The sequence below is a fragment of the Pseudomonas sp. GW822-FHT01E03 genome, from assembly GCF_058802985.1.
Genome location: NZ_JBXAOQ010000017.1, coordinates 25615 through 41072 on the forward strand (window position 1 = coordinate 25615; position 15458 = coordinate 41072).

The window sequence follows — 15458 nt, forward strand, 5'->3', positions numbered from 1 at the left end:
ACAAAAGCTCGCCCTCACAGGAGGGCGAGCCCTCTGCTTATTTCGCAGCCCAGGAATTGAAGCGCTGCTCCAGTTGCTCGCCGTTGTCAGCCCAGAAGCTGACGTCGATCTGCACCTGGTTGGCGATGTTTTCCGGGGTGGTCGGCATGTCTTTCAGGACATCCTTGGCCAGCAGCGGCACGGCTTGGGTGTTGGCCGGGCCGTAGGCGATGTTTTCCGAGTAGGTCTTCTGCTGCTGTGGCTGTACCGAGAAGGCGATGAATTTCTTCGCCGCTTCGGCGCGCTTGGCATCCAGACCTTTTGGAATGGCCCATGCGTCAAAGTCGTAGATGCCGCCGTTCCACACGACTTTCAGGTTGCTTTCTTTCTGCACGGCAGCGATACGACCGTTGTAGGCCGAACTCATGACCACGTCACCGGAAGCGAGGTATTGCGGCGGTTGTGCGCCAGCTTCCCACCACTGGATGTTCGGCTTGAGCTCATCGAGCTTCTTGAACGCGCGGTCCTGACCGTCCTTGCCAGCCAGCACTTTGTAGACGTCTTTCGGCGCAACGCCGTCGGCCATCAGTGCGAATTCCAGGGTGTACTTGGCGCCCTTACGCAGGCCACGCTTGCCCGGGAACTGCTTGGTGTCCCAGAAATCCACCCAGCTGGTCGGTGCGGATTTCAGTTTGTCGGCGTTGTAGGCCAGCACGGTCGACCACACGAAGAAACCCACGCCGCAAGGCTGGATGGCGCCCTTGACGTAGTCTTCGGTCTTGCCGAACAGCGCCGGGTCCAGTTGCTCGAACATGTCTTCGTCGCAACCACGGGACAGTTCCGGCGACTCAACCTCTACCAGATCCCAGGACACGCTCTTGGTGTCGACCATGGCCTTGACCTTGGCCATTTCGCCGTTGTACTCGCCGGCCACGATCTTGCCGTTGCCTGCCGCTTCCCAAGGTGCATAGAAGGCTTTGACCTGAGCCGCCTTGTTCGCACCGCCAAAGGACACCACAGTCAGATCCGGGCCGGCCGCCATTGCGTGTGCCGCGCCCATCATGCCCAGTGCCAAAGCGGTGAATTTCAGGGATCTCAACATTTATTGTTCTCTCCACGTGCAGGGTTGGTGTTGGTGTTGCCGGGGCGATCAATGCGCCTCTAAAAGTGGATCGAGCGCGCGAACGTGCTCGACCTGCCAGCCAAGCGGTACCACATCGCCGACGGCGAGCGAGGGATCAAGCTCGGCAATTGGCTGTTTCACGAAGAAGTCGGTCTTGCCGCAGACTTCCATGCGAACCCGGACGTGGTCGCCCAGATAGATGAATTCCTCGACTCGCCCGGAGAAGCGGTTGACGCATTGGTCGCTGGAGCCGTTGAGGCTCACTCGCTCCGGACGAATGGACAGGGTCACCGGCTCGCCGGTCTGGCCAACGTTGACCGCCAAGGCTTCCACCTTCTCACCGCGCCCGAGTTCCACAATGCAACGGTCGCCGGTTTGGCTGTGCAGGCGGCCATTGAGGCGGTTGTTCTCGCCGATGAAGTTGGCGACGAAGGTGTTTTTCGGCTCTTCGTAGAGGGTGCGCGGCGGAGCGATCTGCTGGATTTCGCCCTGATGGAACACCGCCACGCGGTCGGACATGGTCAAGGCTTCGCCCTGATCGTGGGTCACGTAGACCACGGTCACGCCCAAGCGCTGGTGCAGGTGCTTGATCTCCATCTGCATGTGTTCACGCAGCTGCTTGTCGAGTGCGCCGAGGGGTTCGTCCATCAGCACCAGTTGCGGCTCGAACACCAGCGCGCGGGCCAATGCCACACGCTGTTGCTGACCACCGGAGAGCTGCGCCGGGTAGCGCTGGGCGAAGGCATCGAGCTGGACCATGCTCAGCACGCGCTTGACCCGTGCACTGACGTCGCTCTTGTTCATGCCACGCACGGTCAGCGGGAACGCCAGGTTCTCGGCCACCGTCATGTGCGGGAACAACGCGTAGTTCTGGAACACCATGCCGATGTCGCGCTTGTGCGGCGGCACGTTGTTGATGGCGCGCCCGGCCAACAGGATTTCGCCCGCGGTCGGCGTTTCGAAGCCGGCGAGCATCATCAGGCTGGTGGTCTTGCCGGAGCCGGACGGCCCGAGCAATGTGAGGAATTCGCCCTTGCGAATATCCAGGTTGAGGTCCTTGACGATCAGGTTCTCGCCGTCGTAGCTCTTCTGCACTCCACGAAAGCTGACCAGAACATCATTGGCCCCTGCGCTTGAATCGACCTGGCTCATACCCACACCTTTGTTATTGATGACTGCTGTGGGGTTAAGCCTAGTGGACGCTGGGGACCGCGCAAATCGGGGCGCAAGAGAGATTCGCCTCAGCCGGATGGAAGGTTGGGGGTAGGGATTTCCCTACAAGGATGGCGGGGATGGATAGGGCAGCAGCACGCTTCAAGCTGCAAGCCGCAAGAATCGGCAAAGCCGCTGCAAAAACATGTCGCTTTTGGATATGCCGGTAATCGGATACTTGATGGAGATCTCTGTGGGAGCGAGCTTGCTCGCGATGGCAGCATCAGATTCAACATCGGTGCTGAATGACCCGCCGCTATCGCGAGCAAGCTCGCTCCCACAGGTACAGCGATGTGCTTTAGAGGAGCTTGTGTTCCATCGCGTACTTCACCAGTTCCGCCAGCGAGGTGATGTTGAGCTTCTGCATCAGCCGCGCCTTGTGGGTGCTGATGGTCTTGCTGCTCAGCGCCAGTTGCTGGGCGATGTCGTTTACGTTGGCGCCCTGGGCCAAGCGTTCGAACACGGAAAATTCGCGCTCGGAGAGCAACGAGTGCAATGGACGCGAGTCAGTAAGACCGACCTCGAAAACCATGCGGTCGGCCAGTTCCGGGTCGATGTAACGCCCGCCTGACGCCACTTTGCGAATGGCCGTCAGCAACAGTGCCGGATCGCTGTCCTTGGTTGCATAACCGGCAGCCCCGACCTTCAGCGCCCGGGCGGCCATTTGCGCTTCATCGTGCATCGACAGCACCAGGATCGCCGGCGGATTGTTCAGGGCGCGAATCCGCGGAATCGCTTCCAGGCCGTTGACGCCCGGCATGGAGATGTCCAGCAACACCACTTCGCAAGGCACATTACGCAAGGTGTCGAGCAACTGCTCGCCATTGCTCGCCTCCCCCACCACCAGCAAGTCCTTGGCCAGGCCGATCAACTGCTTGATGCCTTCGCGGACAATGGTGTGGTCTTCGGCTACCAGTACACGGATCACGTTCTTCTCCAGGTTCAAGATCATTCGCGAGCAGGCTCGCTCCCACATTTGGAATACGTTCCCCTGTGGGAGCGAGCTTGCTCGCGAAGGCGTCAGCACAGACACCACAAATTCTTCAGGATTCGTCCAGAGGCACTCGCACTTCTAACGTCGTACCCTCACCCGGCTCACTCTCCAGCGACAACTCGCCGCCCAGGATCAACACCCGCTCACGCATGCCGACGATCCCAAAGGACGTTGGCCTGCCAGGCGCGGCGACAAATCCTACGCCATCATCGCTGACCGTCAGACACAATTCGTTGCCTTCAAGGGTCAGTGTCAGTTCAACAGTATGCGCCTGGGCGTGCCGCATGACATTGGTCAGCGCCTCCTGAAGGATTCGAAACAGGCCGATTGCCTTCGCATCGCTGAGCACCGGCAAATTGTCCGGCACCTGCACCAGACACGGGATCTGCGTGCGCGCCTCGAACCGGCGGGCCTGCCATTCAATGGCCGAGGCGATACCTGCGTCGAGAATCGGCGGTCGCAATGCCGTGGCCACATCACGGACCAGCTGAAACAATTGAGCGATCAAGCGCTTCATGCTGTTCAAGCGCTCGTTAAGACCAGGGTCGAGCTGGGCGTACGCCAGTTCGCACATGGACGTTTCCAGCTTCAACACGGTGAGCATCTGCCCCAATTCGTCGTGAACTTCCCGGGCAATGCGCGCTTTTTCTTCTTCGCGCACGCTTTCCAGGTGCGCGGACAACTCACGCAGTTGTTCCCGGGAGCTGGCCAGTTCAATTTCGATGCGCTTGCTCTCGCTGATGTCCCAGACGATCCCGTCCCAAACATAGGCGCCGTCTTCCAGCCGGCGGGTGATGGCCTTGATTTCCGCCCAACGCTGCTCGCCCTGACGCGTCAGGATTCGCCCCTGCCACGACCAGTCGCTGTCGGTATCCAGCGCATGATCCTGGGTCTGGTGATAGCTGACCTTGTCATCCGGATGCACGAGGCTGCGCAGGCCTTTATCGCGATGCGCCAGCGTGGCCGGCGAGTACCCCACCAGGCTTTCGCTGCCTTCGCTGATGTAGGCAAAGTCGATCTGACCGGTTACTGGCGCCCGCTCCAGCCGGAAAACCAGCCCCGGAACGTTGGCGGCGATGCCTTGCAGCCGCGCCTCGCTTTCCTGCAAGGCCGCCAGGGCGCGGCGCCGCTCGGTGACATCGTTGAGGTAAACCACCAAGTATTCGCCATCGCGAAAGCGCAAGAAACTCAACGAGACATCGGCCGGCAGGATGCTGCCATCAGCCCGCACGCAATTGGATTCGAAACTTTGCGGGCCCTCCTCACTGGCCCGGGCGCGCTTCCACAGGTTCAGCCAGCGGTCCATGTGCAGGCCGGGCTCGAAATCGATCAGGGGCCGATCGATGATCCCTCCGGCCGGATAGCCCAGCATGCTTTCCGCCGCGCGGTTGGCGTAGCGCACATGGCTGTCCCAGTTGACCCAGAGGATGCCGACGGTGCTCTGGTCGATGGAAAACTGGGTGAGCCGCAAGGCCTCTTCGCTGGCGGCGCGCAATGCGATGTCTTCCTGCGCGGCCAACAGGCGCTGCTCCAGGCTGTGCTGCTGGCGACGCTGCCAGACCACGATGGCCATGCAACTCATCACCAACACGGCCAGCAGCAGGCAGAGGTTCTGCCAAAACCCCGGCGACTCGGTGAGCCGCGGATACTTGGGCTGCAGCCATTGATTGTGCAGTTGCTCCAGATCCTTGGCCGGGATCGCCCGCAATGCACTTTCGACAATGCCCGCCAGTTCCGGTTTGTCACGGAGCGTGGCCACCCGCAGCAACTGCGGCAGACCGACATCCCCCACCACCACCAATCCGGCGAACTCCGGTTCGACCGACAAGCGTCCCAGCTGCGCCTCATCGACCACCGCATAAGCCGCCTGCTGGCCCGCCAATAATTGCAATGCCTGGCGTTCCATCGGCACGCCTTGCAGATTTAGGTGCGGGAAGTTGCTGCGCAGGTAATCGGCGATGGCACTGGGCATGCGCACGGCGACGCGGGTCTGGCTGTCGAGTTTTTCCAGCTCGACCGCGCCAGCGCTTTTCTGATCGCTGACCACCAATTGCGGCACCCGCATGTAGGGGTCGGAAAACTGCCAGAGGCGCAGCCCGCCAGGGGTCTGGGTCACCCCCGGAGCGATGTCGATTTCGCCCTCGCGGGCCGCGGCTTCCAATTGCTCAAGATCGGGAAAATTGCGCCAGCTCAGTTCGACATTGAGGTTTTTTGCGAGCCACTTCATCAACTCGACGTTCACCCCGGACAGGCGCTGCAAGCGGCGATCGTATTGCGCATAGGGCGCCTGCAACACCACGCCGACCCGCAACTCGCCCTGCTGCGCCAGCCAGTGCCGTTGTTCCGGGGACAGTTGGGCAGCGGGCGCCGGGGGCGCGGTGGCCGCCCAGCCCATCAAGGGAAACCACAAACAGCCGATAACCCACAGGCAGCGAAAAAGCATCATTGAACTCTCACACACTGACAAATACTGACCAACCCATTAGGCTGCCGGAACAACTTCTGGCCTGGAATACCCGATGCCCTCTGTCTACCGCCTGGCACTGCCAGCATTGTGCCTGTCGCTGATCCTGCCTTGCGCTTTTTCCGTCAAGGCGGCCGACCCGGCACCCGCCGCGGAGGAAAAAACCGCCGAAGAAAAACCACTCGAACGTCAGCCGCTGCCTGAGCGTAGTCAGGAAGAAGCGACTGCACTTGAGCGAAAAATCCCGGCTCAGGAACAGCAACAACTGCAAGCAGGCTCCGACACCTTTCTGGCCTTGTGGAAACCGGCCAATACCGCCGAACCTAAAGGCGCGGTGATTATCATCCCGGGCGCCGGTGAAACCGTTGACTGGCCGCAAGCGATCGGCCCTTTGCGGCGCAAATTGCCGGATGCCGAGTGGAGCAGCCTGAGTATCACCTTGCCGGACCTGCAAAGCGACGCCATTGCGCCACGAATCGTGGAAGCAGCGCCGGCTCCCAAGCCCGCCGAAACCGGCAGTAAAGACTCGACCACCGCAGCCCCTATCGAACAGGTGGCCGGAGGCGAGGCCGATGTGGCCGACAAGGCCGTCACCGAAACCACCGAAGAACAGTCCAAGGCAGATGCCGAGCGCATCTTCGCCCGGATCGACGCCGCGATTGCATTCGCCGAACAGCAAAGAGCCCGCAGTATCGTGGTGTTGGGGCATGGCACCGGCGCTTATTGGGCGGCGCGCTATTTAAGCGAGAAGCCGCCTTCGCAAGTCGAGCGCTTCCTCATGGTCGCAGCGCAGACACCTGCTCAAGCGAAACCCGAGCTGGATGAGCTGGCGCCGAATCTGAAACTGCCGACCGCCGACATCTTCTACATGGACAAGCCGCTGGATCGCAATGCGGCGCTAGCCCGTCTGCAGGCCAACAAACGGGTGAAAACGTCGGCATTCAGCCAGGTCGCGCTCAAGGCGTTGCCGGATACCAAAGCCGAACAGGAGCAATTGTTCCGTCGGGTGCGGGGTTGGTTGAATCCGCAGAACCCGTCGGGCTGACAGACCGAGGCGCCGTCATCGCGGGCAAGCCACGCTCCCACAGTTTTTATGCCGATCACAAAATTGCGGACGACATGAACCTGTGGGAGCGAGCTTGCTCGCGATAGCGGTATCACTGGCGAAGCAAGTTTTCCAGGCTAGCGAAAATCCCGCCGCTCCCGAATCAGCGTATAGGCATTATGCAGTTCACGCGTTCGCTCGGTGGCCTCACGCACCTGCATCGCCGTCGCGCCACTGCCGGCAATCTTGTCCGGATGATGACGACTGAGCAGGCGCCGGTATGCACGCTTGATCTGCGCCGGTTCAGTGGTGGCCGACACCCCCAAAAGCCTCAACGCGTCCTGATAACTTGGCACACTGTTGCCCAATGGCCGTTTCTGCGGCTCATAGTCGTGGGCCAACGCCTGCACCTGATGGGGCGTCCAGCCCAGCCATTTGCCCCATTGGCCGATCAATTGACGTTCACTGCTGCCGGCACGACCATCGGCCCAGACCATTCGCCAGCAGGCGCGCAACACACCTTCCGCCGCATGGGGCTGGGCACTCAGGCGACGCAGATAACCGCGCAGGCGGTCATTACCCGATTTTCCACGATTGAACGCGGCAATCGCCCGACGCTGGGCCGGTTCGGACATTTCCAGCGAGCGCATTTCCGCCCGGGCCTGCTGGATGTGGCCATCCACCACCCGCCCGTCGCACTTCGCCAGACGTCCCAGTAGCACGAAGAGCAACTCATCGTTGCGCAGCACCGGACGACCGCCAAGTTTTTCCAGCAAATGCCCCCAACTCTGCAGGTGCAAGCGCCGGTCCAGCGCCTGCCCCAACAACGCGCCGAGAATGGCCCCCGGAATGCTGGCTATGGCAAAGCCTGCTCCGGCTCCGATCAGAGTCCCTGGCCACAGCATCTCAGCGGCTCGCTTCTATTAATGTTTCAACTTCGGCCAGACGCTCGTGAGTGCCGACATCGACCCAGTGCCCCCTCAATTGCTCGCCGGTCACCTGCCCGTCAGCCATGGCCTTGCGCAACAGTGGAGCGAGCTTGAAGGCCCCCTCGGTGCAACCGTCGAACAACTGCGGATGCAACACGGCGATACCGCTGTAGGTCAAGGTGCCAGCCCCTGGTTGACCGTCGAGCACCCGCGTTTCTACCAGGCCAAAGTCCCCGGCCGGATGATGGGGCGGGTTGCTGACCAGCACCAGGTGCGCCAGGCCGTTGATGGGCTGATGCAGCACGCTGAAGTCGTAATCGGTCCAGATGTCGCCGTTGACCACGACAAACGCTTCATCCCCCAACAATGGCAACGCGCGGAAAATTCCGCCGCCGGTTTCCAGGGGTTCACCTTCGGCCGAGTACTGAATGCTCACGCCATAACGCGAACCATCGCCCAGATAGTCTTCGATCTGCTGACCGAGCCAGGCGTGATTGATCACAATGTCGGTGAAGCCGGCGGCGGCCAGTGCTCGCAGGTGATACTCGATCAGCGGCACGCCGCCTGCACGAACCAGCGGTTTTGGCGTGGTCAGGGTCAGCGGGCGCATGCGCTCACCTTTGCCCGCGGCCAGAATCATTGCCTTCATGCTTTCACTCCGGCACGCAAACTGGCCAGCAACACATCCAGCTCGGCCAGTTCAGGGCGGCGCGCGATCACCGCGTCTATGTACGCAAAGAAACGTGGCACATCACCCAGGTAACGCGGTTTGCCGTCGCGATGGCAGATGCGCGCGAAAATGCCGATGACTTTCAGGTGACGTTGCACGCCCATCAAGTCGCTGGCACGCAGGAAGTCCTCGAAGTCGGGCTGAACCGGAATCCCGAGGGCACCCGCTTGTTGCCAGTAGCTTTCGAGCCAGCCGTGCACGCGCTCCTCGGGCCAGCTGAGGAATGCGTCCTTGAACAGGCAGGTCACGTCGTAGGTCACCGGGCCATACACCGCATCCTGGAAGTCCAGCACACCGGGATTGGGCTCGCTGAGCATCAGGTTGCGCGGCATGTAGTCGCGATGCACCAGGACTTTTGGCTGTGCCAGGGCGCTGTCGATCAACAGTTCGCTGACCTGCTGCCAGAGCACTTGCTGCGCCGCGTCCAGTTCGATGCCCAATTCGCGCTTCACGTACCACTCGGGGAACAGCTCCAGCTCGCGACGAAGCAAGGCCACGTCATAGCTCGGCAGAGGCGCAACCATCGGCAGCTGCTGGAAAGCCAGCAACGCTTGCAGGGCATCCTTGAACAAATCGTCGGCGTTTTCGCTTTCGATGACGTCCAGATAGGTCTTGTTGCCCAGGTCATTGAGCAAAAGAAAGCCGCGTTCGAGGTCTTCGGCATAAATTTTCGGCACATTTATTCCGGATTTCGCCAGCAAAAAGGCGATATCCACGAAGGGTTTGCAGTTTTCCTGGGGCGGCGGCGCGTCCATCACGATGAAACTTTTGTCACCGCCTTCCCAGCGGAAATACCGCCGAAAACTCGCGTCGCTGCTGGCCGCAGTCAACGTGGCCGGGGGTACGACGCCCCAGCCCTGCTCGGCAAAAAGGGTCGCCAATTGTTCATCGAGCCAAACTTTCAGGTGTTGCAAGCGTACATCTTGATCAGGCATTGCAAGGGTCTCCGACGGCGCTAGCCGTCAAGCGGGTCATGCTTTATTATCCAGCATCTTTTTCAGACCATCGAGAGGCGTGCGGCCCACACCGCGGGCAGATGGCACGCAGGAAGCCCGGACTAATAAGATGGCATTGAAATCCCCCGCGTTTCGTAAAAAATTTCCGTTGTTGGTTACCGGCAGTTTGCTGGCGCTGCAACCCCTTGCCACTTCCTACGTGGTCGCCGCGGAACAGTTTGACTGCTCAGTCTCTGCTTCGGGCTCCTGGGACTGTGCGCCAAAGACGCCGGCGGCTGCATTGCCACCGCGTCCCGTCCATGACGGCAGCGCAGTTTCCGCCACCGGCGAAGCCCCGGCCGAAAACGGTTCCAGCGAAGACGCCGGCGCCAAACCGGTGCTGGTCACCGAATCCAAAGGCCGTGGCCTGAAGTCGCGTAGCGCAGACTACAGTCACCTCGACTGGGTTCCCCGCGAGCAGCTTACCGCCGCACAATTGGCCGAAACCGGTCCTTATTGCTCCGGTTCCTATATCGAACCGATTCGTCCTGGCATGGATGACAAGACGGATAAAAGTGACGCTCCAACCTTTATCGGCGCAAAAGCCTCCCGCTATAAGCAGGATGAGCAAGTTGCGACCCTGGCCGGCGACGTTGTCATGCGTCAGGGCAGCATGCAGGTCGAAGCCGACGAAGCCAACCTGTATCAGGCCGAAAGCCGTGGCGAACTGAACGGCAACGTGCGCATTCGCGACAACGGCGCCCTGATCGTCGGCGACCACGCCGACGTGCAGCTCGACACCGGTGAAGCCAAGGTCGACAACGCCGAATACGTGATGCACAAATCCCGCATCCGCGGTAATGCGCTGTACGCCAAACGTGCCGAGAACGCGATCATCCGCCTCAAGGATGGTACGTACACCACGTGCGAACCGAACAGCAACGCCTGGCAGCTCAAGGGCAACAACATCACCCTGAACCCGGCCACCGGTTTCGGTACGGCGACCAACGTGACGCTGCGAGTCAAGGACATTCCGGTCCTGTACACGCCGTACATCTACTTCCCGATCGACGACCGTCGCCAGTCGGGCTTCCTGCCGCCGACCATCGGCACCGGCAGCGATACCGGCTTCATGCTGGTCACCCCGTACTACTTCAACCTGGCACCGAACTACGATGCCACGTTGTACCCACGCTACATGGAAAAGCACGGCTTGTTGATGGAAGGCGAATTCCGCTACCTGACCAAGTCCAGCGAAGGCCAGTTCGGCGCGGCGTACCTCAACGACGAAAGCGACGAACGCGACAAGCAGAGCGACGCCGAAAAAACCCGCTACATGTACAACTGGCAGCACAAGGGTGGTCTCGACTCGCGAGTACTCACGCAAGTCGACTACACCAAGATCAGCGATCCGTATTACTTCCAGGATCTGCAGACCGACCAGATTGGCATCAAAAACAACGACTACGTGAACCAGCAGGGTTCCGTCACCTATCGTGGCGACAGCTATTCCGCTCGCGTGAACGCCCAGGCATACGAACTGGCGAGCGTGTCGAACATTACGCCGTACGATCGCCTGCCGCAGCTCACCCTCGACGGCATGCTGCCTTATCATCCGGAAGGCCTGGACTTCACGTACAACACCGAACTCGTACGGTTTGACCGGGATCTGCAGAGCGGAACATATTTTGACGAAGACGGTGTCGGCTCTCCCCGTCTGGATAACAACGTTCAAGGTCTGGCCCGCGCCAATGGCGACCGCCTGAATCTCGCGCCCGCCATCAGCCTGCCGATGAACACGACCTACGGCTTCCTGACACCGAAGCTCAAGTACCAGTACACCCAGTATCAACTGGACCTGGACAGCACCGGCAAAGGTCAGATTGCGAATCAGACCGCAGAACAGGACAGGCTCCTGGGAACATTCGACAGCAACCAGAACCGCGGCGTACCGATCGCCAGCATCGACAGCGGCCTGTACTTCGATCGCAATACCCAGTATTTCGGCAAGAACTACCGCCAGACCCTCGAGCCGCGCCTGTTCTACCTGTACGTGCCTGAGGTCGACCAGGAAGACATCCCGATATTCGATACCAGCGAATACACCTTCAACTATGCGTCGCTGTTCCGTGACAACCGCTTCTCCGGCTCCGACCGTGTCGGTGACGAGAACAAACTGTCCCTGGGTGTGACCAGCCGCTGGATCGAAGACAATGGCTTCGAACGTCAACGCCTCAGCGTCGGTCAGGCCTTGTACTTCAAGGACCGCGAAGTTCAGTTGCCGGGTATCGATGCAAAAACCCGCCAGGATACGCAAGCCAACGTTTCGCCTTACGCCCTGGAATACGAATATCGCTGGAACCGCGACTGGCGCACCACGGCCGATTACAACTGGGATCCGGACAGCCGCAGCCCTCGCTCGGGCAGCGCGATGTTCCATTACCAGCCTGAAGACAACCCGAACAAGGTCATCAACGCCGGCTATCGCTATCGCAATGACCAGGTCCGTTACGACCAGAACACCGGTCAATGGAGCGTTGGTGGCGGTGACTACGGCACCCCTGGCCAGCCTGGCTACGTGAAGGATTACTACAAGATCAAACAGCACGACTTCTCGGTGATCTGGCCGATCGTGCCGCAATGGAACGCCATCAGCCGTTGGCAGTATGACTACAACCGCAACCGTACCCTGGAAGCCTTCGGTGGCTTCGAGTACGACAACTGCTGCTGGAAACTGCGCCTGATCAACCGTTACTGGGTCGCTTATGACGAGTTCAGTCAGGAAGCACCGCAAAACGAAAAAGGCGACCATGGCGTCTTCCTCCAAATTGTTCTGAAGGGACTCGGCGGCCTGACTGGCGCCAAGGTAGAGAGCTTCCTCGACAAAGGCATTCAAGGTTATCGTGAACGTGAAGACCAAGCTTTCTGATTGTCTGCGCCCGCTGATGCTGGGCGCGCTGTTCCTGAGTACGGCGGCGAGCGCCGCCGTACAGTCCATCGATAAAGTGGTGGCCATCGTCGACAACGACGTGGTCATGCAGAGCCAACTGGACCAACGCGTTCATGAAGTTCAGCAAACCATTGCCAAGCGTGGCTCTGCCGTGCCGCCGGCCAGCGTGCTGGAGCAGCAGGTACTTGAGCGCCTGATCGTCGAAAACCTGCAATTGCAGATCGGCGAGCGTTCCGGCATCCGCATTACCGATGAAGAGTTGAACCAGGCTGTCGGCACCATTGCCCAGCGCAACAACATGTCGGTCGAGCAGTTCCGCGCCGCCCTGACTCGCGACGGCCTGTCCTACGACGACGCACGTGAGCAGATTCGCCGCGAAATGGTCATCAGCCGTGTACGCCAGCGTCGGGTTGCCGAACGCATTCAGGTCTCCGAGCAGGAAGTGAAGAACTTCCTGGCGTCGGACCTGGGCAAAATGCAACTGTCTGAAGAGTTCCACCTGGCCAACATCCTGATTCCTACGCCGGAAAGCGCCAACTCCGACGCGATTCAGAGTGCAGCCAAGCAGGCCGATGCGATTTACCAGCAGCTCAAGCAAGGCGCTGACTTCAGTCAGTTGGCGATCGCCAAGTCCGCCAGCGAAACCGCACTGGAAGGTGGTGACATGGGCTGGCGTAAAGCCGCTCAATTGCCACCGCCGTTCGATCGCCTGCTGAGCACCATGCCGGTGGGCGATGTCACCCAGCCAATGCGCACCCCGGGCGGCTTCATCATCCTGAAGATTCTCGAAAAGCGTGGCGGCCAGACCCAGATGCGCGATGAAGTGCATGTGCGCCACATCCTGGTCAAACCGAGCCCGATCCGCGACGAAGCAAAAACCAAGGCCCTGGCTGACTCGCTCTACAGCCGTATCGAGGCTGGCGAAGACTTCGGCGAGCTGGCGAAAAGCTACTCGGAAGACCCGGGTTCCGCCCTCAACGGCGGAGATCTGAACTGGATCGACCCGAACGCACTGGTGCCCGAGTTCCGCGAAGTGATGGCCAGTACCCCGCAAGGTCAGCTGTCCAAGCCGTTCCAGACTCAATACGGCTGGCATGTCCTGGAAGTCCTTGGCCGTCGCGCCACCGACAGCACCACACAGGCTCGCGAGCAGCAAGCAATGACCGTTTTGCGTAACCGCAAATACGACGAAGAGCTGCAAACCTGGCTGCGTCAGATCCGTGACGAAGCGTACGTGGAAATCAAACTCCCTGGCGCCGACCAGGCAGCGCAGTGAAACCCCAACGTTTCGCGCTGACACCCGGCGAACCGGCCGGCATAGGTCCCGACCTGTGTCTGCTGCTCGCCTCGCAAGCCCAGCCTCACCCCCTGATTGCCATTACCAGCCGCGACCTGCTCATTGAGCGGGCCGCGCAACTGGGCGTGGCTGTCGATTTGCTGCCGGTCACACCGGACAGCTGGCCGGATGTACCCGCGCCAGCCAACAGCCTGTATGTCTGGGATACACCGCTCAACGCCAAGGTCGTCGCCGGGCAACTGGACAAGGCCAACGCTGCCTTCGTACTGGAAACCCTGACCCGCGCCGGCCAAGGCTGCCTGAGCGGAGATTTCGCCGGCATGATTACCGCGCCGGTGCACAAAGGCGTGATCAACGAATCCGGCATCGCCTTTTCCGGGCATACGGAATTCCTCGCCGACCTGACCCACACCGCGCAAGTGGTGATGATGCTGGCCACGCGCGGCTTGCGCGTAGCCCTGGTGACCACTCACCTGCCCCTTCGCGAGATTGCCGATGCAATCACGCCGGAGCGTCTGGAGCGCGTCACGCGAATCCTGCACGCCGACCTGCAAAACAAGTTCGGCATCGCCCGGCCACGCATCCTGGTTTGCGGGCTCAACCCCCATGCCGGCGAAGGCGGACACCTGGGCCATGAAGAAATCGATATCATCGAACCCACATTAGAGCGCCTGCGCGGCGAGGGCATGGACCTTCGAGGCCCCCTGCCCGCCGACACTCTGTTTACCCCCAAATATCTGGAGCACTGCGATGCGGTGCTGGCGATGTACCACGACCAGGGCCTGCCGGTGCTGAAGTACAAAGGCTTCGGCGCGGCAGTCAACGTGACCCTCGGCTTGCCGATCATCCGCACATCGGTCGACCACGGCACCGCCCTGGACCTGGCCGGCAGTGGCAAGATCGACACCGGCAGCCTGCAAGTCGCCCTGGAAACCGCCTACCAGATGGCCGAGACCCGTTTATGACCGAGCAATACCAACACAAGGCGCGCAAACGCTTTGGCCAGAACTTCCTGCACGATGCCGGCGTTATCGACCGCATCCTGCGCTCCATTCATGCCAAGGCAGAAGACCGCCTGCTGGAAATCGGCCCGGGCCAGGGCGCACTGACCCAAGGCCTGCTCAGCAGCGGCGCGCAACTCGACGTGGTGGAGCTGGACAAGGACCTGATCCCGATTCTCAACCAGCAGTTTGCCGGCAAGAGCAACTTCAACCTGCATCAGGGCGATGCGCTGAAGTTCGACTTCAATAGCCTGAATGCCGCGCCTGGCAGTCTGCGCGTGGTCGGCAACCTGCCGTACAACATCTCCACGCCGCTGATTTTTCACCTGCTGCACAACTCGCACCTGATTCGCGACATGCACTTCATGCTGCAAAAGGAAGTGGTCGAGCGCCTGGCTGCCGGCCCTGGTGGTGGCGACTGGGGTCGCTTGTCGATCATGGTTCAGTACCACTGCCGGGTCGAGCACCTGTTCAATGTCGGCCCGGGCGCGTTCAACCCGCCGCCGAAAGTCGATTCGGCCATCGTGCGCCTGGTACCCCACGCGGTACTGCCACACCCGGCCAAGGATCACCGCCTGCTGGAACGCGTCGTGCGCGAAGCTTTCAACCAGCGCCGCAAAACCCTGCGCAACACTCTCAAGCTGCTGCTGAGCAATGCCGAAATCGAAGCAGCCGGCGTCGATGGCAGCCTGCGTCCCGAGCAACTCGACCTGGCCGCGTTCGTGCGCCTGGCCGACAAGCTCAGCGAACAAAAGCCTACCGCTGACTGACAGGCGATGAGCGCTATCGGGTAGGACGC

The 15458-nt window shown here is 60.8% G+C and carries 12 protein-coding genes; 5 read left to right on the forward strand and 7 right to left on the reverse strand.

The window, feature by feature from the left end; all coding sequences use genetic code 11:
- Positions 1–37 precede the first annotated feature (37 nt).
- From AC1RP7_RS25860 to AC1RP7_RS25875, 4 genes are all read right to left on the reverse strand, one after another.
- Complete coding sequence (locus AC1RP7_RS25860; RefSeq protein WP_057713080.1) at positions 38–1081, reverse strand: ABC transporter substrate-binding protein; 1044 nt, start codon at positions 1079–1081, stop codon at positions 38–40.
- Between the two features lie 48 nt (positions 1082–1129).
- Positions 1130–2254: an ABC transporter ATP-binding protein gene (locus tag AC1RP7_RS25865; protein ID WP_046039490.1), complete on the reverse strand. Its 1125-nt coding sequence runs from the start codon at positions 2252–2254 to the stop codon at positions 1130–1132.
- Positions 2255–2612: 358 nt separating this feature from the next.
- Entirely contained in the window at positions 2613–3266 is a 654-nt protein-coding gene (locus AC1RP7_RS25870) for a response regulator (RefSeq protein ID WP_191622237.1), read from the reverse strand.
- A gap of 91 nt (positions 3267–3357) precedes the next feature.
- Positions 3358–5754 carry a PAS domain-containing sensor histidine kinase gene (locus AC1RP7_RS25875; RefSeq protein ID WP_493183157.1) on the reverse strand — a complete coding sequence of 799 codons (2397 nt, stop codon included), beginning with the start codon at positions 5752–5754 and terminating at the stop codon, positions 3358–3360.
- Positions 5755–5827: 73 nt separating this feature from the next.
- On the opposite strand from AC1RP7_RS25875, the gene AC1RP7_RS25880 reads away from it, so the two are divergent.
- Positions 5828–6817 carry an alpha/beta hydrolase family protein gene (locus AC1RP7_RS25880; protein WP_218494780.1) on the forward strand — a complete coding sequence of 330 codons (990 nt, stop codon included), beginning with the start codon at positions 5828–5830 and terminating at the stop codon, positions 6815–6817.
- 137 nt (positions 6818–6954) lie between these two features.
- Here the strand turns inward: AC1RP7_RS25880 and AC1RP7_RS25885 are convergent, their stop codons facing one another.
- From AC1RP7_RS25885 to AC1RP7_RS25895, 3 genes are read right to left on the reverse strand one after another with little or no spacing between them, the layout of a single operon-like run.
- The gene (locus tag AC1RP7_RS25885) at positions 6955–7722 is read right to left on the reverse strand and encodes a TerB family tellurite resistance protein (RefSeq protein WP_492586833.1); all 768 of its coding nucleotides are present in this window, start codon (positions 7720–7722) and stop codon (positions 6955–6957) included.
- 1 nt (position 7723) lies between these two features.
- Entirely contained in the window at positions 7724–8395 is a 672-nt protein-coding gene (gene murU / locus AC1RP7_RS25890; protein WP_057713076.1) for an N-acetylmuramate alpha-1-phosphate uridylyltransferase MurU, read from the reverse strand.
- The gene (locus AC1RP7_RS25895; protein WP_090451739.1) at positions 8392–9411 is read right to left on the reverse strand and encodes an aminoglycoside phosphotransferase family protein; all 1020 of its coding nucleotides are present in this window, start codon (positions 9409–9411) and stop codon (positions 8392–8394) included. The genes murU and AC1RP7_RS25895 overlap by 4 nt, the downstream gene beginning before the upstream one ends.
- Before the next feature lie 130 nt (positions 9412–9541).
- Between AC1RP7_RS25895 and AC1RP7_RS25900 the strand changes: the two genes are divergently transcribed.
- From AC1RP7_RS25900 to rsmA, 4 genes are read left to right on the forward strand one after another with little or no spacing between them, the layout of a single operon-like run.
- Positions 9542–12340 (forward strand): LPS-assembly protein LptD, encoded by a 2799-nt coding sequence (locus tag AC1RP7_RS25900; protein WP_090451741.1) that lies wholly within the window; start codon positions 9542–9544, stop codon positions 12338–12340.
- A complete protein-coding gene (gene surA / locus AC1RP7_RS25905) occupies positions 12321–13637 on the forward strand; it encodes a peptidylprolyl isomerase SurA (RefSeq protein ID WP_139212578.1) in 1317 nt (438 codons plus the stop codon). Before AC1RP7_RS25900 ends, surA begins: the two co-directional genes overlap by 20 nt.
- On the forward strand, positions 13634–14623 hold the full coding sequence (pdxA, locus tag AC1RP7_RS25910) for a 4-hydroxythreonine-4-phosphate dehydrogenase PdxA (protein WP_218494776.1): 990 nt from the start codon (positions 13634–13636) through the stop codon (positions 14621–14623). Before surA ends, pdxA begins: the two co-directional genes overlap by 4 nt.
- Positions 14620–15429: a 16S rRNA (adenine(1518)-N(6)/adenine(1519)-N(6))-dimethyltransferase RsmA gene (gene rsmA, locus AC1RP7_RS25915; protein ID WP_057713072.1), complete on the forward strand. Its 810-nt coding sequence runs from the start codon at positions 14620–14622 to the stop codon at positions 15427–15429. The genes pdxA and rsmA overlap by 4 nt, the downstream gene beginning before the upstream one ends.
- The last annotated feature ends 29 nt before the right edge of the window (positions 15430–15458 follow it).